General features: G+C 67.1%; 17 protein-coding genes. 10 read left to right on the top strand and 7 right to left on the bottom strand.

What is annotated here, in order from left to right:
- Positions 1-61: 61 nt before the first annotated feature.
- A complete protein-coding gene (locus BW990_RS07395; protein ID WP_076446575.1) occupies positions 62-712 on the top strand; it encodes a TetR family transcriptional regulator C-terminal domain-containing protein in 651 nt (216 codons plus the stop codon).
- 125 nt (positions 713-837) lie between these two features.
- The gene (locus tag BW990_RS22205) at positions 838-984 is read left to right on the top strand and encodes a hypothetical protein (RefSeq protein WP_234990185.1); all 147 of its coding nucleotides are present in this window, start codon (positions 838-840) and stop codon (positions 982-984) included.
- Positions 985-1,151: 167 nt separating this feature from the next.
- On the opposite strand, the gene preA is transcribed toward BW990_RS22205, so the two are convergent.
- On the bottom strand, positions 1,152-2,459 hold the full coding sequence (gene preA / locus BW990_RS07385; protein ID WP_076446573.1) for an NAD-dependent dihydropyrimidine dehydrogenase subunit PreA: 1,308 nt from the start codon (positions 2,457-2,459) through the stop codon (positions 1,152-1,154).
- 22 nt (positions 2,460-2,481) lie between these two features.
- Positions 2,482-3,816 carry an NAD(P)-dependent oxidoreductase gene (locus tag BW990_RS07380; protein WP_076446571.1) on the bottom strand — a complete coding sequence of 445 codons (1,335 nt, stop codon included), beginning with the start codon at positions 3,814-3,816 and terminating at the stop codon, positions 2,482-2,484.
- A 247-nt stretch (positions 3,817-4,063) separates the two neighbouring features.
- On the opposite strand from BW990_RS07380, the gene BW990_RS07375 reads away from it, so the two are divergent.
- Positions 4,064-6,307: a DEAD/DEAH box helicase gene (locus BW990_RS07375; RefSeq protein WP_076446569.1), complete on the top strand. Its 2,244-nt coding sequence runs from the start codon at positions 4,064-4,066 to the stop codon at positions 6,305-6,307.
- 6 nt (positions 6,308-6,313) lie between these two features.
- Here BW990_RS07375 and BW990_RS07370 read toward each other — a convergent pair whose 3' ends face one another.
- The 5 genes from BW990_RS07370 to BW990_RS07350 all read right to left on the bottom strand — a co-directional run bounded on the left by BW990_RS07370 (position 6,314) and on the right by BW990_RS07350 (position 12,110).
- Complete coding sequence (locus BW990_RS07370) at positions 6,314-7,423, bottom strand: sensor histidine kinase (protein ID WP_076446567.1); 1,110 nt, start codon at positions 7,421-7,423, stop codon at positions 6,314-6,316.
- A gap of 1 nt (position 7,424) precedes the next feature.
- Positions 7,425-7,874, bottom strand: coding sequence for a response regulator (locus BW990_RS07365; protein ID WP_076446565.1), 450 nt, complete (start codon positions 7,872-7,874; stop codon positions 7,425-7,427).
- A complete protein-coding gene (locus BW990_RS07360; protein WP_076446563.1) occupies positions 7,874-10,171 on the bottom strand; it encodes a sensor histidine kinase in 2,298 nt (765 codons plus the stop codon). Before BW990_RS07360 ends, BW990_RS07365 begins: the two co-directional genes overlap by 1 nt.
- Before the next feature lie 5 nt (positions 10,172-10,176).
- On the bottom strand, positions 10,177-10,929 hold the full coding sequence (locus BW990_RS07355) for a response regulator (RefSeq protein WP_083950523.1): 753 nt from the start codon (positions 10,927-10,929) through the stop codon (positions 10,177-10,179).
- Between the two features lie 173 nt (positions 10,930-11,102).
- Positions 11,103-12,110, bottom strand: coding sequence for a GlxA family transcriptional regulator (locus BW990_RS07350; protein ID WP_076446561.1), 1,008 nt, complete (start codon positions 12,108-12,110; stop codon positions 11,103-11,105).
- A 98-nt stretch (positions 12,111-12,208) separates the two neighbouring features.
- On the opposite strand from BW990_RS07350, the gene BW990_RS07345 reads away from it, so the two are divergent.
- The 7 genes from BW990_RS07345 to BW990_RS07315 all read left to right on the top strand — a co-directional run bounded on the left by BW990_RS07345 (position 12,209) and on the right by BW990_RS07315 (position 19,904).
- Entirely contained in the window at positions 12,209-13,462 is a 1,254-nt protein-coding gene (locus BW990_RS07345) for a sarcosine oxidase subunit beta family protein (RefSeq protein WP_076446559.1), read from the top strand.
- 11 nt (positions 13,463-13,473) lie between these two features.
- The gene (locus tag BW990_RS07340; RefSeq protein ID WP_076446557.1) at positions 13,474-13,773 is read left to right on the top strand and encodes a sarcosine oxidase subunit delta; all 300 of its coding nucleotides are present in this window, start codon (positions 13,474-13,476) and stop codon (positions 13,771-13,773) included.
- Positions 13,770-16,760, top strand: a complete 2,991-nt coding sequence (locus BW990_RS07335; RefSeq protein ID WP_076446555.1) for a sarcosine oxidase subunit alpha — start codon at positions 13,770-13,772, stop codon at positions 16,758-16,760. The genes BW990_RS07340 and BW990_RS07335 overlap by 4 nt, the downstream gene beginning before the upstream one ends.
- A gap of 14 nt (positions 16,761-16,774) precedes the next feature.
- Positions 16,775-17,335 (top strand): sarcosine oxidase subunit gamma, encoded by a 561-nt coding sequence (locus tag BW990_RS07330; RefSeq protein ID WP_076446553.1) that lies wholly within the window; start codon positions 16,775-16,777, stop codon positions 17,333-17,335.
- A gap of 203 nt (positions 17,336-17,538) precedes the next feature.
- A complete protein-coding gene (gene paaI / locus BW990_RS07325) occupies positions 17,539-17,997 on the top strand; it encodes a hydroxyphenylacetyl-CoA thioesterase PaaI (protein WP_076446551.1) in 459 nt (152 codons plus the stop codon).
- Entirely contained in the window at positions 17,994-19,301 is a 1,308-nt protein-coding gene (gene paaK / locus BW990_RS07320) for a phenylacetate--CoA ligase PaaK (RefSeq protein ID WP_076446549.1), read from the top strand. Before paaI ends, paaK begins: the two co-directional genes overlap by 4 nt.
- A 3-nt stretch (positions 19,302-19,304) precedes the next feature.
- Entirely contained in the window at positions 19,305-19,904 is a 600-nt protein-coding gene (locus tag BW990_RS07315) for a TetR/AcrR family transcriptional regulator (protein ID WP_076446547.1), read from the top strand.
- Positions 19,905-20,009 lie beyond the last annotated feature (105 nt).

Genomic DNA, 20,009 nt, shown 5'->3' with positions numbered 1-20,009 from the left:
GCACTTACTGACCTGCCTCTGCCCAGTCTCTGACCACTCACGCATCACCAGGATCCCGTTCATGGCCACAGCTGTCCCGCCGCAAGACCCTCATGGCGCGGAAAAGCCGCTGAGCCGCATCCAACAGCGCAACCGCCAGCGCATTCTGGAAGCCGCGCTCGAGGTGTTCTCGGCGCAAGGGTTCCGCGGAGCGACGCTCGATGAAATCGCCGATTGTGCGGCCATGTCGAAGCCCAACATGCTGTATTATTTCGACAGCAAGGAAGCCATTCACGTGGCGCTGCTGAACACGCTGATGCAGGAATGGCTGGCCCCGCTCGAGGCCCTGGACGATGCGGATGAGCCGCTCGAGGCGATCATGTCCTACGTGCTGACCAAGCTGGAGATGAGCCGCCGCATGCCGCGCGAAAGCCGGCTCTTCGCCAATGAAATCCTGCAGGGCGCGCCGCGGATGGGTCCGCATCTGGAGGCCGGGCTGAAGCCTCTGTTCGACGCAAAATGCGCGCTGATCCGGCAATGGATCGATCAAGGCGAGATCGCCGCCGTCGATCCGGAGCATCTGTTGTTCACCATTTGGGCGGTGACCCAGCACTACGCCGATTTTGAAGCGCAGGTCGGCGTGCTCGTCGGGCATTCCTCCGCCGGGTGGGAACGCGCCCGGACGCATGTGGAAAAGATGTTCCGCAGCCTGCTGACACCCCGGCCTGCTTAACTTTGCCTTAACCCTGCGCACGGTAACGTCGGTGCATGCAGATGCACCGTGTCACAGCTCCTCCGACCCGGGAGCAATGGCTGGCTCAATTGTTCGGGGCCCAGGCCGTTGCGAAAGGAGGCGTCGTGCGGCGTTCGGTCCGGGACGTCGATCGGATGATCGGTCGGGAAGCCTTCAAGCGCGAGGTGCGCATGCGCGGATTTCACTTGGTGGAATGCGGCGGGCAGTTGATTGTCATCTGCAATTCCGGGCACTTGACCGTCTTGGTCTGACGCAATCTTACACGATCTTAATTAAGATCGTGTTGAGATTATTAATTAATAATCTCAATCTTCGACCGGGAAATCGCAATCTGCTGCCATCAGCTTAGAACGATCATGCGAAGGACAGATGCCTCCGCATGACCTGGCCGGATCAACCCGCGCACAACCGCCTGCACCTACTCGGCCGCCTTCACCGCCATCGGATTGTTCGGATGCTGCGTCCAGTTGGCATAAGCCTCTTCCACTACTTTGCCGGTGCGCGGGTCCGTTTCCCCGGGCGCAAGTTCGACCATGGAGATGCAATTCTCGACCGGGCAGACGTCGACGCAGAGATTGCAGGCGACGCATTCCGCGTCGATCACCTCGAAGACCCGCCCGGGCTTCATCGCGATCGCCTGGTGGGACGTGTCTTCGCAGGCCGCGTAGCAGCGACCGCACTGGATGCAGGCCTCGGGATCGATGCGGGCCTTGGTGACGTAATTGAGGTTCAGGTACTGCCAGTCGGTCACGTTGGGCACGGCCATGCCCACGAAGTCCGACGTCCGGGCGTAGCCTTTCTCGTCCATCCAGGCGGAGAGGCCGCGCTTCATCTCCTCGACGATGCGAAACCCGTAGGTCATGGCCGCCGTGCAGACCTGGACGTTGCCGCAGCCGAGCGCCATGTACTCGGCCGCGTCGCGCCAGGTCGTCACGCCGCCGATGCCCGAGATCGGCAAACCGCGCGTGGCCTCGGCGCGGGCGATTTCCGACACCATGGACAGCGCGATGGGCTTGACCGCCGGGCCGCAATAGCCGCCATGGCTGCCCTTGCCGTCGATCGTGGGCTCAGGGCACATCCGGTCGAGATCGACGGACGTGATCGAGTTGATCGTGTTGATCAGGGACACCGCGTCCGCCCCGCCATTGCGCGCCGCCGCCGCGGGCTTGCGGATATCGGTGATGTTGGGCGTCAGCTTCACGATCACCGGCTTGTCGTAATAGGTCTTGCACCAGCGCGTGACCATTTCGATGTATTCCGGTACCTGCCCCACGGCAGAGCCCATGCCGCGCTCGCTCATGCCGTGCGGGCAGCCGAAATTCAGCTCGATCCCGTCGGCCCCGGTTTCCGCCACGCGCGGCAGGATCGCCTTCCAGGCGGCTTCCTCGCAGGGCACCATGATCGAGGCGATCAGCGCCCGGTCGGGAAAATCGGCCTTCACCCGCGCCATTTCCTCGAGGTTCACCTCGAGCGGGCGATCGGTGATCAGCTCGATATTGTTGAGCCCGAGCACGCGGCGATCGGCGCCGTAGACCACCCCGTAGCGCGGCCCGTTCACGTTGACGACGGGCGGGCCCTCGGAGCCGAGCGTCTTCCAGACGACCCCGCCCCAGCCCGCCTCGAAGGCACGGCGCACGTTGTATTCCTTGTCGGTCGGCGGCGCGGAGGCCAGCCAGAAGGGGTTGGGGCTTTCGATGCCCACGAAATTGGTCGTCAGATCGGCCATGACAGGTGTCTCCTTCCCGGGCTCAGCCCGCATCGCCCATGAGGACGGCATGAATATCGGCAGCGGCGTCGCGGCCCTCGGCCACGGCGACGACCGTCAGGTCGTCGCCCGGCGTGCAATCCCCGCCTGCCCAGACCTTGTCGCGCGTGGTCCGCCCGGGCCCCGACACGCTGAGCTTGGTCCCGGCGCGCGCGATCCCGTCCGGCGGAGCAAGCGTCTGGCCGATGGCGCGGAACACCTGGTCTGCGGGCAGCCGGATCGTCTCGCCGGTGCCGGTCAGGTCCGTGCCGGCCTCCCGGGTATATTCCAGCTCGATCTCCACCGCCGCGCCATTGCCGTGGATGGCCACGGGCGAGACATTGCACAGGATCCGCACTCCTTTCGAGGTCGCGAGGTCCTGTTCGTAGCGCGATGCGCCCATCCGGTCCTGCCCGCGGCGATAGGCGACGGTCACGGTCTCGGCGCCGAGGAGCTTCGATTGCACAGCGGCGTCGATGGCGGTCATGCCGCCGCCGATCACCACGACATTGCGCCCCACGGGCAAGGCGGTCAGGTCGGCGGCCTGGCGCAGATCGGCGATGAAGCCCACCGCGTCCCCAACGCCCTCTCGCGTGGCGCCGGCCACGTCGAGCGCGTTCACGTCGCCGAGCCCAATCCCCAGGAAGACCGCGTCATAGTCCGCCTCGAGCTCGGCCAGCGCGACGTCGCGCCCCAGCGCGCAGCCATGGCGCATCTCGATCCCGCCGATCTGCATCAGCCAGGCGACCTCGGCCTGGGCGAAGTCATCGGTGCTCTTGTAGGCGGCGATGCCGAATTCGTTGAGCCCGCCGGGCTTGGCCTTCGCCTCGTAGACGACGACGTCGTGACCGCGCCGGGCAAGCCCATGCGCGCAGGAGAGCCCCGCCGGGCCCGCCCCGACCACCGCGATCCGCTTGCCGGTCGCAGCCGCGCGGGAAAACGGATGGTCCTGGCGCGCCATCACCGCGTCGGTCGCGTAGCGCTGCAAACGGCCGATCTCGACCGGTTTGCCCTCGGCCATTTCCCGCACGCAGGCGCCTTCGCAGAGATCCTCGGTCGGGCAGACCCGTGCGCACATGCCGCCGAGAATGTTCTGCTCGAAGATCGTGTGCCCCGCCGCCTCGGCCTGACCGGTCGCGATCTGACGAATGAAGAGCGGGATGTCGATATCGGTCGGGCAGGCGGTGACGCAGGGCGCGTCGTAGCAGAAATAGCAGCGATCCGCGGCCACGGCGGCCTCGTGCGGATCGAGCGGGGCGTGCAGATCGGCGAAATTCGCCGCGATCTCCTTCGCGCTCAGGCGGCCTGCGACGATCCCGGGGGTCAGCGTGTCGGTCATGCATTCTCTCCGTTTGCATCCTTGAGGCCGAGCTTTGCACGGAAAATTTTTTTATCAAACGGTAAATTTTAGGCGTCATGAAAATTCCGCGGCCTGTCCGGGCGGCCGATCCGTGCACCCGGGCATGGCGCCCATGCACGCCGCACATGGCCCCATGCATGGACAGTTCGGCCCGGAGCGGATATGCGGTCATCTTTCCGCGTGCCCTGCCCTCCTGCGTGCCGCGCCAGACGATGGACCTTCCGCAATGATCCCGACCCTTTCAGAAGCGCTGAGCGAGCGCGGCTACACCACCCTGACCGATGTGCAGGAGGCGGTGACCGCGCCGGAACTCGCCGCGGCCGATCTCCTCGTCTCGGCGCAGACCGGGTCGGGCAAGACGGTCGGCTTCGGCCTTGCCATCGCGTCCACGCTTCTGGCGGAGGCGTCCGCCTTCGGACCGCCCGCCGCCCCCCTCGCGCTGATCGTCGCGCCGACGCGGGAACTCGCGATGCAGGTCGCGCGGGAACTCGAATGGCTCTATGCCAAGACCGGCGCGCAGGTCGCCACCTGCATCGGCGGCATGGATGCCCGGCAGGAGCGTCGCACGCTGGAACGCGGCGCGCATATGGTCGTGGGCACGCCGGGCCGGCTGCGCGATCACATCATGCGCGGCGCGCTGGAACTGGGCGACATCCGCGCGATCGTGCTCGACGAGGCCGACGAGATGCTCGATCTCGGCTTCCGCGAGGACCTCGAATACATGCTCGCCGAAACGCCGGCGAGCAAGCGCACGCTGATGTTCTCGGCCACGGTGCCGCCCGCCATCGCCGAACTGGCCAAGCGCTACCAGCACGATGCGGTTCGCGTCAGCACGCAATCCAAGGGCAGCCAGCATGCCGATATCGCCTACCAGGCGATCCAGGTGGCCCAGCACGACGCCGAGGCCGCGATCCTGAACCTGCTGCGCTTTCACGATGCCCAGACCGCGATCGTCTTCGCCAATACCCGGGCGGCGGTGGCGCGGCTGACCGCGCGGCTGGCCAATCGCGGCGTGTCCGTGGTCAGCATTTCGGGTGAGTTGAGCCAGGACGAGCGCAGCCACGCGCTGCAGGCGCTGCGCGACGGGCGGGCAAAGGTCTGCGTGGCCACCGACGTGGCCGCACGCGGCATCGACCTGCCCAATCTCGAACTGGTCGTGCATGCGGACCTGCCGCAGAACACCGAGGCGCTGCTGCATCGCTCCGGACGGACGGGGCGCGCGGGGCGCAAGGGCATCTCGGCGCTGATCGTGCCGGACCGCGCGGCCAACAAGGCCGCCCGGCTGCTGAAATGGGCCAAGATCTCGGCCGATTGGATCGCCGCACCCACGCTCGAGGACATCCAGGCGCGCGACGAGGCCCGGCTCCTCGAGGACCCGCTCTGGACAGGGGCCGCGACCGAGGACGAGGCCGCGTTCGCGACACGGCTGCGCGAGACCTTCACGCCCGAACAGATTGCGGTAGCGTGCCTCCGGCTCTACCGGGCAGGCCTTTCCGCGCCCGAGGAGTTGAACACGCGTCCCGCCCGCGCACCAGCGGCGGACAAGGCGCCGTTCGGGCCGTCGGCCTGGCTGCGCCTGTCCGTGGGACGCGCCCAGAAGGCCGAGCCGCGCTGGCTTCTGCCGCTTCTGTGCCGTGCGGGTGGTCTGCAGAAGGAGCAGATCGGCAAGATCCGCGTCGGCGAGACGGAAACGAGCGTGGAAATCGCCGAAGCGGCGATGCCCGGCCTGCTGGCCGCGCTCGGCCCGGACGGCGTGCTGGAAAACGACGTGCGCGCGAGCCGCATGGAGAATGCCGCCGAAGCGGCCGCGTCCGGTGCTCCGGCCGCGCCCGCGCGTCCGCGCCGGACGGAGGCCCCGGGTGCCAAGGAGGCCCGCACCGATAGCGCCCGTCCTGGCAGGCCCAAGCCGGCCAAATCCGCCCCTGCCGAGGCGCCGCGCGCATCCGAAAAGCGCCCGGCACCGCGCCGTGCGGCGGGCGATGCCGGCGAGTACGCCAAACCGGCCGCTCCGCGCGCCAAGGCGCCGTCCGCGCCGCGGGACGCATCGGGCGGCGCGACCTCGCCCGGGGCAAAACCCAAGCCTTATGCCGGGCGGACCTCTTCCCCGAAAGGCGCGCATACGTCTTCGCACGATGACGCACGCGCCTCGCGAAAAGATGCCAAGGCCCCGTCTTCTGCGCGCGGAGCATCCGAAAGTGCCGCATCGCAAAAGGCCGATGCGAAGCCGGGCGCCGGGCGGGCTCCGGCCTCCAAAGGCGCGCGAACGTCGCATGAGGACCAGCGCGCGCCGCGCAAGGACGCCAAGTCGGCGCATGGCCCGGCGAAGTCGAAATTCGCAAAGTCCAAGGCCGCCAAACCGGCCGGAACCGCGCGCGCCGGCGCGGCGGATCCGTCCCAGCCCATGGGAAAGCGGCGCGGCTCGGCGCGGGCAAAGGCCCGGGGCGGCGATACGCCGCCGCGGCGGCGCTGACAAAGGTCAGCCGACGCGCGAGCGGTCCTCCGCCGCGCAGCCAGGGCCGTAGGGCAATTCGAACGCGATCTGCGTGCCCTTGCCGGGTTCGGAACGGCACCAGATCCGGCCGCCATGGCGCAGCACGACCTTCTTGCAGGTGGCGAGGCCAAGCCCGGTCCCGGCGATCCCGGTGGTCCCCGGCGCGCGCTTGAACGGTTCGAAGATGCGTTCGGTCTGGTCCTTCGCAATGCCGATCCCGCGATCGGACACTTCGAAGAGATGCCCGTTCGGACCGCTTTCGAGGCGCAGGGAAATCTCCGGCGGCCCGTCGCGAGAGAACTTGGTGGCGTTCGCGATGAGGTTCTGCAGCACCTGGGCGATCTGCGGTGCGCGACAATAGATCCGGGACGTGGCGTCGACCTGATCGAGATCGATCACCGCGCCCGCTTCGGCGAGGTCCTGGGACAGCGCGTTCAGCGCCTGGTCGATCAGGTCGCTGCCGGCGATGTCGGTGAAGACTTCCTCGCGGTCGAAGCGGATATGGTCGGACAGGCTCTTGATCGTCTCCAGCATGTGACGCGAGGATTTCTGCAGAAGCCGCAGGCTTTCCTGGACATCCTCCATCTGCCCGGCCTCGATATCCTCGGCGATCTGCTCGACAAGGTAATTGACCGCGCGGATCGGAGCCTTGAAATCGTGCACCAGCACCTCGGAGAAGGTCGCGAGGTCGCGGCGCTGTTCGTCGAGTTTCCATTGCATCCGCGCGGCACCGACCCCGGTCTTCAGCATCCGTTCCAGCGCCGCGCCGTTGATCGACGCCTTCGAGATGTAATCCGCCGCCCCAAGCTGGATCGCGCTTTTCGCAAGATCCTCGTCGCCCTGCCCGGTGATCATGAAAACCGCCGCCTGCGGCCAGCGCGACCGTACCTTGCTCAGCACGTTGAGACCGGAGGCGCCCGGCAGCAAATAGTCGAGGAAGACCGCGTCGAGATGCTCGGTCTCGATACTGCTCAGCTCTTCGGTCGAACGCGCCTCCTCGATCACCAAGCCAAGGCCGGTCCTCGAGAGGAGACGCGTGATCATCTTGCGATCACCATCGTCGTCGTCGACGATCAGGATGGCATAATCGCCCACCTCAGGCTCCTTCCAGGGGCGCGATCCGGGGCAGTTCCACCAGATGCCAGTAGCGATCGAGCGTGCCGACGAGATCGAGGAAGTCCTCGCCCACATTGCTTTTCAGGATGTAGCCCGCGACGTGCCGATCATAGGCGTCCGCGCGGTCGCGATCGTCGCGCGAGGTGGTCATGACGAAGATGACCGCCCGCCGCAGCGCGGGATCGCTGCGCAATTCGGCCATGAACTCGATGCCGTTCATCCGCGGCATGTTCAAATCCAGCAGGATGATGAAGGTCTCCGGCACGGCACCCTGCGCGCCCCGCAGCAGCGCCAGGGCCTCCACCCCGTCGGTGACCCGGCGCACCGGATTGGCGATGCCCGCCTTCGTGAGCGCCCGCCGGATCGCCTTGGCATCGCCGTCATCATCCTCGACCAGGATGATGTTGAGCAAACCGTGCCTGTCCCGCATCACGATGCCAGCCTTTCCGCATCGCGTGATAGCGATGCGGCGTTCGGCCAGAACACACGGAATGTCGTGCCGCGCGGGCCGTCGGAGGTCACGGTGATCCGGCCGCCGGACAGATCGACGTATTTCTTCACGATGGCGAGTCCGATCCCGCTCGATTCCATCTGATCGCGCGGCTTCAGGGTCTGGAAGATCTGGAAGATCTTGTCGTGATAGTCCGGTGCGATCCCGGGGCCGTCATCGGACACGATGAACTCCTTGCCATCAGCCACCGACCGAACCTCGATCCTGGCGCAGCCCTGCGGCCGGTCGTGATGGCGGATGGCATTGTTGAGAAGGTTGGTGAGCACGGTCGTCAGCGGCATGCGCGGCACTTCGATCGCGTCGAATCCCGGGCCCACCTCGAGCCGGATGCCGCTATTGTCGTCGAGCAGCGCAATGACATCGTCGATGAGTTTGTCGCCCCGGACGAGCTCGGTATCGATGCTGGTGCGGCCGACCCTGGAATGCGCCAGCAGATCGTCGAGCAATCGTTCCATCCGGTGCACGCGGCTGCGCAGAAGATCGAGGCTTTCGCGGGTATCGTCGGTCAGGTACGGCTCGAGGTCCTCGCCGAGCCAGCGCGATGCGTTGTCGATCACCCGCAACGGCGCCTTGAGATCGTGCGAGGCGACATAGGCGAACTGATCCAGTTCCTGGCTCGATTGACGCAGCCTCAGCAGAAGCCGCGCGACCTCTTCCTGGCCGCGGCGGATTTCGGTGACATCCCGCAGAATGGCAATCGACTGGCCGTCGGACGCTCCATCGGCGCACCGCAGTGTCACCTCGAGCGTTACGGATGCACCACCAGGTCCAATCCCGGTCATCTCTATCGGACCGTCGGGCAGCTCTCTTCCCTGCCCCGAGAGGACCGGATGCGTCGCCGCGCCGGGCAGGACCACCACCAAGGGCAAGCCGACCATGCGCTCCGCCGGTCGACCGAAGAGCGCGCAGGCCGCGGGGTTCACATCCGCCAGCCTGCCGTGCCGATCGATCACCACGATGGCGATGGCCGCGTTTTCGAAGATGGCCATGGCGTGCCGGGTCTTGCGCATCAGCTCTTCAAAAAGGGAGGAGAATGCGCGCGCCAGATCGCCGATCTCGTCGCGGTTCTGATAGAAGCGCGCGGTGGCTTCCGGCGCGGTCTGGCCCGACGCGATCCGCCGGTGCAGGGAGACGAGCGGATCCGTCAGGCGCATACCGGCGACAAGCGCGATGAGCCCGCTGCTGGCCACCATGAGCGCCGAGGTCAGAAGGTTGTGGCGCAATTGGCTCTGCGCTCTTTGCAGGAGCGTGGCGGTCGATGTTTCGGTCTCAGCGCGCAAGGCGAAGCGGCGCTCGTCCTCCGGAGCGCGAATGATCTTGGAGAGGACGATGCCGTCGGGTGTGCCGGCGATCCGGCGCTCGTCGCCCACGGAGGCATGACCCGCCGAAGCCGGTCCTTGCTGCGGCGCCGCAGCGCGGTTTGCACGAAGCAGGCGCGGGTGCGGGGTTTCGGGGGTGAGGATCATGGTGTCTCCGGAACCATTCACGACGGTCACGCGCGTGCCGGGCTGCAGCGGCAGGTTCGCGGCGCGCAGAACGGCGGCATAATCGGCGTTGATCACGATCGCGCCCATGAGGCGACCCGCCGCGTCGGTCACCGGCTGGACGTAGCGCAGGGTCGGGCCGGAGGTCACGAAGCCGGACTCGATTTGGTCCGTGACGCGCGCGAAGAACCCGTTGGTCCTCGTCTCTTCACGCAACAACGCGATATAGGGTGCGCGCCCCGTCGATTGCAGCGTCTGCGCCGCAACGATCGCCGCACCGCGTTCGGTCTGGTTGACGCGGGCGACGACGCGCCACGCATCCCTACGCCCGATCAAGCGCACATGCGTGTAATGAGGCCGTTTCTCGATCACGTTGACGAAGACCTCCGAGAGGCGCGACCGCCAGAGATCAGCGGTGATCCCTTGGCGGTCCGTTACGGCATCCCCCGCCCCGGCCGGCGCAATCAGGTACGGCACCGGGGCGAGATCGGCCAGGATGCGGGCATCGCTGACCATCTGGTCGAGCACCCGCTCGAGGCTTCTGGCGCCCGACGCGGCGACCGCGTCGATGCCCTGAAGCGCGATCAGAAGCTCGCGGTCGCGCGCCTTGTTGTAGGAATTCAGCGACATCATCACCGTGGAGACGAGCACCAATCCCACCACGAGCGCGACGATCTTTCCGCGCAGAGAAAACCGGAGCCCCGGGCGCGGCAGGGCGGAGGCCGCGATCATCGACGTCAAGTGTCGTGGACGACCGGAGCCGCGAGCACCTGTTCGGCGCGCCGCCGCGTCTGATCGTCCATCAGGCTTTGCACGTCGTCGAGGAAGGCGAAGATGTCCCCGCAAGATTGCTCGAGCACCATCAGCGTTTCGCGGACCTGCGCATCGGTCGCCTGGGCGCGCTTCAGGGCCCGCACCTGCATCAGAGTCGATCCGAGAACCTCGCGGATCTGCGGCCCGCAGGTCCGCGCGAAGCGCAGGATCGACAGATGCATCTCGGACCGGGACGATTGCGCCTCGCCCAGCGCGGCGATCAGCAGGCGCCGCTCGAAGGCCGAGGTCACCGATTTGCGCAGGGCATCGACGCTCAATTCCTCTTTCGTGAGGTAATCCGCGCAGCCCTTGCGCATGGCCTCAACCGCGATGTCGTGCCGGTCGACCGAGGTGATCATGATCGGGATCGCGTTGACCTGATCCTCGTGGCCGATCAGCAGCTTCAGCGCATCGAGCCCGGTATGCATTTCGAGGTGGTAGTCGAGAAAGGCGATGTCGATTTCCTGCCGATCAAGCAGGTCCCGCATCCCCGCGAGATCGCTGACCTCGTGCAGGACAAATTCGAGGCCGGCCTTGCGGCACAACCGCCGCAGGCGCGCGCGATCGGCTTCCAGATCGTCGAGCACCAGGATGTGGAGCGGCGCCTCGGCCCCGTTGGTGGCCCCGGCGGGCAGATTGACGGCGCTCAGCGCGGAGGTGAAGGCAGTTCCATTCATGCTCAGACGTTCCCAAATCAAATTACCGCCGCACAGCCGAAGCATGCGCGACCGACCACTGCCCGGACGCGGCCGAAGTCCGTCCAAGGCGACTGCCGGAACTATCCGCACGCGACCTTAAGAATCGGTGAAGACCTGAATCCTCGACCCAAGATTTCCCGGACAGGGTGAGGTCAGTCGATTGATTTGGAACGAAATTCAGCGGGCGTCGCGCCCCATTCCGCCTTGAAGGCGCGAATCAGGTGGGGCGCGTCGCAGAATCCCGAGGCGAGCGCGATATCGGTCACGCTGGCACCGGTGCGGCGCAACAGGCCGCGGGCGTGATCGAGCCGCATCTCGAGGCCCGCACGGGACGGCGAGACACCCAGATCCTGCCGGAAACGCCGTTCGAGACTGCGCCGCCCGATCTCGAGCGCGGCGGCGATCTCCGGGACGGTCTCCGGCGTCTCGAGATGCTGTTGCATCCTGAGGAGCGCGCGCCGCACCACCGGGTCGGAGGCCTCCCGGCGCGATGGCAGGCCCGGCTGCGGGCGCTCGCCGCTCTTGGCCTCGTCGATGATCATGATCGAGAGGCTTTTCGTCGCCGCCGAATGGCCCACATGGCGCTCCACCAGATGCGCGGCCAGATGCGCGGTGCTTTGCCCGCCCGAACAGGTCAGCCGGTCGCGATCGACGACGAAGATCTGGTCCGAGACGGGCTGCGCGCCAGCGAATCGTGCAACGAATTCATCGTAATGGAACCAGTTCACGCAGGCGCGGTAACCATCGAGGAGCCCGGCCTCGTGCAGGATGAACACGCCGGTGCAAAGCCCGATCAGCGGCACGCCCGCCGCGGCCTGCGCGCGCAGGAAATCGACAGCCTTGGGGTCGAGCGCGCGGCCCTCGCCCATCAGCCCGCCCACGACCGCGATATAGTCGAAGCGCGGCGCCGCGCGCAGGCGCATGTCGGGCTGCACCTTGACCGCGCAGGAGGAGCGCACCGGCGCCATGTCCTGCGACAACACCGCCCAGTCGCACAGAATCGGCCGCGAGCGATCTGCATCGTCCGCCGCCAGCCGCAACACGTCGACGAAATTGGCGAAAGCCGACAGCGTGAAGCGGTCGGCCAGCAGGAACCCCACGCGCAGGCGGCGCGTCGGTGGGCGCGATGGGGGGCGAAGCTTGGAATCGGTGGTCTGCATGTCGCGATGCTACAACCGATGCGTCGCATTTCTCCAGTCCCCGCCTGCGCGCCTCGTCTAGAGCGGAGAGGATCACCCCGTCGCGCGAGGCCCCGCCCATGACCCGATTCTCCGCCCTGTCGCTTCTGAAGAACGCCGTCTCCGGCAACAAGAACTGGACGGAGCAATGGCCCGACAGCCAGCCCAAGGATGAATACGACGTCATCATCGTCGGCGCGGGTGGCCACGGTCTGGGGGCCGCCTATTACCTCGCGAAGGAGCACGGCATCACCAATGTCGCGGTGATCGACAAGGGCTGGCTCGGCGGCGGCAATACCGGCCGGAACACCACGATCATCCGCTCGAACTACCTTTATGACGAAAGCGCGCGGCTTTACGATCACGCGCTCGATCTGTGGGAGGGGCTGAGCCAGGAGCTCAATTACAACGTCATGTTCTCGCAGCGCGGCGTGATGATGCTGGCCCATAACGTTCATGACGTCCAAAGCTTCAAGCGGCATATCCACGCCAACCGCCTGAACGGCGTCGACAACCGCTGGCTCACGCCCGAGCAGGCCAAGGACTACTGCCCGCCGCTCAACATCCGGCCCGATGCGCGCTATCCGGTGATGGGCGCGGCCCTGCAAAAGCGCGCGGGCACCGCACGGCACGACGCGGTGGCCTGGGGCTATGCGCGCGGCGCGGCCGCACGCGGCGTCGACATCATTCAGAACTGCCCGGTGACGGCGATCCGGCGGGGTGCCGACGGCGCGGTCGAGGGCGTGGAGACCGCGCGCGGCTTCATCCGCGCCAAGAAGGTCGCGGTCTCCGCGGCTGGCCACACCAGCGTCCTGATGGACAGTGCGGGCGTGCGCATGCCGCTCGAAAGCTACCCGCTGCAGGCGCTGGTGTCCGAGCCGGTGAAGCCCATCTTCCCCTGCGTAGTGATGTCGAACACCGTGCACGCCTATATCAGCCAGTCCGACAAGGGTGAGCTGGTGATCGGCTCCGGCACGGACCAGTATACCAGCTATTCCCAGCGCGGCGGCCTGCCCTTGATCGAGCACACGGTCGCGGCGATCTGCGAGGTTTTCCCGATCTTCAACCGCATGCGGATGCTCAGGAAATGGGGCGGGATCGTCGATGTGACGCCCGACCGTTCGGCCATCCTCGGCAAGACGCCGGTGCAGGGATTGTACGTCAATTGCGGCTGGGGAACGGGCGGGTTCAAGGCCACGCCGGGCGCCGCGCACACGCTGGCCTGGACCGTCGCCAAGGACGAGCCACACCGCATCAACGCGCCCTTCACGCTGGAGCGGTTCACCACCGGTCGCCTCATCGACGAGGCCGCCGCGGCCGCGGTCGCACATTAAGGAAGCCCGATATGCTCTTGATTCATTGCCCTTATTGCGACGAAACCCTGCCGGAGCTGGAATTCGCCTATGCCGGGCAGGCCCATGTGGTGCGCGCCGCGGATCCGTCGTCGCAGACCGACGAGGAATGGCGCGATTTCCTTTTTATCCGTGACAACGTCAAAGGCGTGCATGCGGAACGCTGGCAGCATGTCCATGGCTGCGGGCGTTTCTTCAACGCGCTGCGCCACACCGTCTCGGACAAGTTCCTGACCACCTACAAGGCGGGCGAACCGCGTCCCGTCCTCGACGATACGGAGCGCAGCGCATGAACCCCTACCGCGTCTACGGCAAGGGCCGGATCGACCACCGCGCACCGGTCAGCTTCACCTTCGACGGCAAGACCTATGAGGGCCGCCGCGGCGATACCGTGGCCTCGGCCCTGCTCGCGAACGGCGTTCACCTGATGGGCCGGTCGTTCAAGTATCACCGGCCGCGCGGCCCGGTCTCGGCGGGCTCCGAAGAGCCCAACGCGCTCATCGGCACCAAGCGCGGCACGGGCCGCTACGAGCCCAACACCCGCGCCACGGTGCAGGAGATCTATCCGGGCCTGAAGACCAACAGCCAGAACACCTATCCGTCGCTGAAATTCGATCTCGGCGCGGTGAACGATGCGGCCTATATGCTGTTCAGCGCAGGGTTCTACTACAAGACCTTCATGTGGCCGAAGTCCTTCTGGGACAAGGTCTACGAGCCCTTCATCCGCGAGGCGGCAGGCTTGGGCAGATCGCCCACGGAACGCGATCCCGACCATTACGCGTCCCGCTACCATCACACCGACGTGCTGGTCGTGGGCACGGGTCCTGCGGGCATCGCGGCGGCACTTTCGGCGGCGCGGACCGGTCTGCGCGTGACCCTCGTCGACGAGAACGCCGAGGCCGGCGGCACGCTTCTGAGCGAGCCGCAGGCGGTGATCGACGGCGCGCCCGCCTGGGACTGGCTCGAAGCGCAGCTGGCGGAACTCAAGGCACTCGGCGTGCGGGTCATGACGCGGACCACGGCCATCGGCTATTACCATCAGAACATGGTCGCGCTCTGTGAAAAGCTGACCGACCATCTCGACGCGCCCGACCCGGACATGCCGCGAGAGCGGATGTGGCGGGTACGCGCGGGCCAGGTGATCCTGGCGCAGGGGGCGCTCGAGAAACCGCTCGTCTTCGACGGCAACGACCGGCCCGGCGTGATGCTGGCGGGCGCGGCACAGACCTATCTGCACCGCTACGGGGTGCTTGTCGGCAAGCGCGCAGTGGTCGCCACAAGCCATGACAGCGCCTGGTATGCGTCCTTCGACCTGCATGACGAGGGCTGCGAGATCGCCGCCATCGTCGACACCCGCGCCGATCTGCGCGCCGACCTGGTCGAGGCCGCCGCGGCGCGCGGCATCGAGATGCATCTGAACCACTCGGTCTCCGGCACCGATGGCCGTCTGCGCGTGAAGTCGATCCGCATCAACCGAATGAGGGATGGGAAGGCCGCGTTCGGCCGTCGCATCTTCTGCGATTGTGTCCTGATGTCAGGGGGTTGGACGCCGTCCTTACACCTCTTTTCCCACACGATGGGCAAGCTCGCCTGGAACGACGACCTGACCGCCTTCCTGCCCGACGTGAAGACCGAGGCCTGCCAGATCGCGGGCGCGGGCCGTGGGCTCTGGGGCATCGAGGCCGCGCTCAATGACGGCTTTGCCATGGGCGCGGCGGCAGCCGAGGCGCTCGGCAAAAGCGGCGCGACGCCCACGCTCGGCGTCACCCATGACCGCACCGGCACCGGTGTCACGCAGATCGAATTGCCCACGGATCGCAGCCCCTCCAGCGCGCGGGCCTTCGTCGATTACCAGAACGACGTGACCGCCAAGGACCTGCGCCTTGCGGTGCGCGAGGGCATGCGCTCCATCGAGCATGTCAAGCGCTACACCACGAACGGCATGGCGACAGATCAGGGAAAGATGTCCAATATCAACGGATTGAACATCGCAGCTGATGCATTGGGCAAACCGCAGCCGCAGGTGGGCCTGACCACGTTCCGCCCGCCCTACACGCCCACGACTTTCGGGGCCTTCGCGGGCTACCACAAGGGCGGCCATTTCGAGGTCACCCGCAAGACCCCCATCGACGGCTGGGCCGAGAAAAACGGCGCGGTCTACGAGCCCGTCAGCCTCTGGCGCCGCGCCTGGTACTTCCCGCAAAACGGCGAGGACATGGATCAGGCCGTCGCCCGCGAATGCCGCGCCACGCGGGAAAGCCTCGGCATCTTCGACGCCTCCACCCTCGGCAAGATCGAGGTGGTGGGACCGGATGCGGTCGAGTTCATGAATCGCATGTATACCAACCCCTGGACCAAGCTCGCGCCGGGCCGCGCGCGCTACGGCCTGCTCTTGGGCGATGACGGCTTCATCCGCGACGACGGCGTCATAGGCCGGATGTCGCAGGACCGCTTCCACGTCACGACGACGACCGGCGGGGCGGCGCGGGTTCTGAACATGATGGAGGATTACCTCCAGACCGAATGGGGCGACCTGCAGGTCTGGCTGACCTCCACGACCGAGCAATGGGCGACCATCGCGCTCAACGGCCCCAATGCGCGCAAGCTGCTGGAGCCGCTGACCGAAGGGCTCGACCTTTCGGACGAGGCCTTCCCGCACATGTCCGTCGCCGAATGCACGATCGCGGGCCTGCCCGCGCGGCTCTTCCGGATCAGCTTCACCGGCGAGTTGGGCTTCGAGGTCAACGTGCCCGCCCGCCATGGCCGCGCCCTCTGGGAGACGCTGATGGACGCCGGCGCGCAATACGACATCTGCCCCTACGGCACCGAGACGATGCACGTCCTGCGCGCCGAGAAGGGCTATATCATCGTGGGCCAGGACACCGACGGCACGGTCACGCCCTATGATGCGGGGATCGGCTGGGCGGTGGGCAAGGCCAAGCCCGATTTCGTCGGCAAGCGCGGTCTGGCCCGGCCCGACCTCGTGGCACCCGGGCGCAAGCAGCTGGTGGGCCTGCTGACCGAGGATCACAGCAAGCTCGAGGAAGGCGCGCAGATCGTGCGCGATCCGAAAGAGGCGGTGCCGATGACCATGGTGGGCCATGTGACCTCGTCCTATGACAGCGTCGCCATGGGCCGCCCCATCGCCCTCGCGCTGCTGGCGGGCGGGCACGACCTGATGGGCGAGATCGTCCATATCCCAATGCCCGACCGCATTATCGCGGCCAAGGTAACGGGCACCGTATTCTACGATCCCGACAACACCCGGCTGAAGCTGTGACGGCGGAGGATACCATGACCGAACTCGCCCTTTCTCCCGATTTCGCGCCCGGCCTCCTTGCCGAAAGCGCCGCTGCGCGCGTGACGCTGATCGCGCCGGTCGCGCGGTTTTCCCTGCGCTGCAAACCCGCGTCGCGGGCGACGCTGGCGCGGGTTCTGGACCTGCCGCTGCCCGAGACCATCGGCCATCGCGCGCATGCCCGAAGCCGCGAGGCGCTGCGTCTCGGCCCCGACGAATGGGTGCTCACCGCGCTCGAAGGCGACGCGGCCGGCATCGCCGCGGATTGCGCGGCAGCCTATGATGCGGCGCCGCACAGCCTCGTGGAACTTTCAGACCGCGAAGTGACCTTCGCCATCGACGGGCCCGGGGCCTGCGACCTGCTCTCCCTCAGCCTGCCCCGCGACCTCGACGGCATCGGTGTGGGCCAGGGCCGCCGGACGGTGTTCGACGGACAGGGCGTGGTGCTGTGGCGGGACGAGGCGCATTCCTTCCGCATGGATGTCTGGCGCTCCTTCGCACCACATGTGGCGTCGCTTCTGGCGACTGGCTGCCGCGAGCTGGCGCTGGAGATGTAGCCGCCGCGTCCCCGATCCCGCACGGATCGCACGAAGGCGCAGGCCCCCATCACGATCGGACCGGAAATACCTCCGGAGGTCTGGAGGCAGCGCCTCCAGCGCGGCCCCCGGCCGCGATCCGCCGCCCCGAAACGCGCCCGCCAAAAATTCATTGACCGACCGGACGGTTTAATTACTCTCCCGCAACCGAGGGAGGACAAGCCATGACCGACACGGAGCCCCAGGCGCTGGCCGAGGCCTGCGCGGCGGCCATGTGGGCCGAGGATCATGCCAGCCGCGGGCTCGGCATGCGCATCGACGCCGTCGCACCGGGCTGTGCCACGCTCTCGATGGAGATCACCCAGGCGATGGTGAACGGGCACGGCATCGCCCATGGCGGCTTCATCTTCACCCTCGCGGACAGCGCCTTCGCCTTTGCCTGCAACGGCTATGACAACGTCACTGTCGCGCAATCGAACCAGATCACCTATCTCGCGCCGGGCCGTCTCGGCGAGCGGCTCACTGCGACCGCCCGCGAGGTTGCCCGGCCCGGGCGCTCCGGGCTCTACGATGTGCGCGTCACCAATGCGGACGGCACCGTGATCGCGGAGTTCCGCGGCCAGTCGCGCAGCCTCGGCAAGCCGCTCCTGCCGCGCGAGGTTTCCAAGGGAGGAACGACATGAAGGACCTGACCCCGCCCCGCGACAGCCTCGATCCGATCGAGATCGCCAGCCGCGACGAGATCGAAGCGCTGCAGATCGCGCGGCTCGACCGCTCCTTGCGGCACGCCTATGACAACGCGCCCTTCTACCGGGCGAAGTTCGACGCGGCGGGCGTGCATCCCGACGATTTCCGCAGCCTCGCCGATCTCGCGAAATTCCCCTTCACCACCAAGCAGGACCTGCGCGACACCTATCCCTTCGGCATGCTGGCCGTGCCGCGGGACCGGATCGCGCGGCTGCACGCTTCCTCGGGCACCACCGGAAAGCCGACCGTCGTGGGCTATACCCGCAACGACCTCGAGGTCTGGGCGGACGTGGTCGCCCGCTCGATCCGGGCCTCGGGCGGCAAGGCGGGGGACGTGGCCCATATCGCCTATGGCTACGGGCTTTTTACCGGCGGGCTCGGGGCGCATTACGGGGCGGAGAAGCTGGGCTGCACGGTGGTCCCGGTCTCGGGCGGCATGACCGAACGGCAGGTCATGCTGATCCAGGATTTCAAACCGCAGATCATCATGGTCACGCCCTCCTATCTGCTGTCCATTCTCGATGCGTTCCGCGCCGCGGGCATCGACCCGCGCGACACCTCGCTCGATGTGGGCATCTTCGGCGCCGAGCCCTGGACCGACGCCATGCGCCGCGAGATCGAGGAGGCCTTCGACATGCACGCGGTCGATATCTACGGCCTGTCGGAGATCATCGGGCCGGGTGTCGCCAATGAGTGCGTCGAGACCAAGGACGGGCTGCATATCTGGGAGGATCACTTCTACCCCGAGGTGATCGACCCCGAGACCGGCGCGGTGCTGCCCGATGGCGAGATGGGCGAGCTGGTCTTCACCACGCTGACCAAGGAAGGCCTGCCGATGGTGCGCTACCGCACCCGCGACCTGACCCGGCTTCTGCCCGGCACGGCGCGCAGCATGCGGCGGATGGAAAAGGTCACCGGCCGCTCGGACGACATGATCATCCTGCGCGGCGTGAACATCTTCCCGACCCAGATCGAGGAACAGCTCTTCAAATGCCGGGGCCTCGCGCCGCATTTCCAGATCGAGCTCGTGCGCGCGGGGCGCATGGACGCGATGGTCGTGCATGCCGAGGCGCTGCCGCAGGCCGCCGACGAGACGGGCCGCGCCACCTCCGCACGCGAGCTTGCGCAGCATATCAAGTCGGTCATCGGCGTGACGGCGGAGATCCGCGTCGCGACCCCGGGCGGCGTCGCGCGCTCGGAAGGCAAGGCCAGGCGCGTCGTCGACAATCGCGGCGTCTGAGTCATGGCCCGCCCCCGCGCGCAGGATTTCGAGGAAAAGCGCCATGGGCTGCTGCTGGTTGCCGCGCGGGTCTTCGCCGCGCAGGGCATGGAGAAGGCCTCCATGGCCGAGATCGCGCGCGAGGCCGGTGTCTCCAAGTCCCTGCTCTATCATTATTATCCGTCGAAATCGGCGCTGATCTTCGCGATCATCCACGATCACCTCGCGGCGCTGGATGCCGCGCTTGCCGCGGCGACCGATGCGGAGGCGCCGCCCGATGCGCGGCTCGAGACGCTGGTCGCGACCATGCTCGAGGCCTATCGCGGCGCCGACGATCAGCACAAGGTGCAGATCAATGCGGGCCCCGCCCTGTCGGCGGATCAGCGCGCTGCCCTGCGCGCGATCGAACGGCGGATCGTCGGACGGTTCTCGGCGGTCCTGTCCCAGATCGCGCCGGGTCTCGGGGACGGCGACGCGCCGCCCCTGCCCGCCGTGACCATGTCGCTGCTCGGCATGCTCAACTGGGCCTATCTGTGGTTTCGCGACGACGGACCGCTCAGCCGCCGCGATTACGCCCGGCTGGCCACGGAGCTGATGCTGGGCGGGGTGTCCCGGCTCGGGTAACGCAATCGGGCGCCGATTGCGGGCCCGATCGCGACGCGCAATCCGGGCGCGCGCGGAGGGCGGATGTGGCGCCGCAAACGCCGCCGCAATCGAAATCCGCGCCGG

It is taken from the genome of Roseivivax lentus, assembly GCF_900156805.1.
In the GTDB taxonomy this organism is placed as follows: domain Bacteria; phylum Pseudomonadota; class Alphaproteobacteria; order Rhodobacterales; family Rhodobacteraceae; genus Roseivivax; species Roseivivax lentus.
Note: the sequence above shows the minus strand (reverse complement) of the source record. Positions and strands in the feature narration are given on the sequence as shown.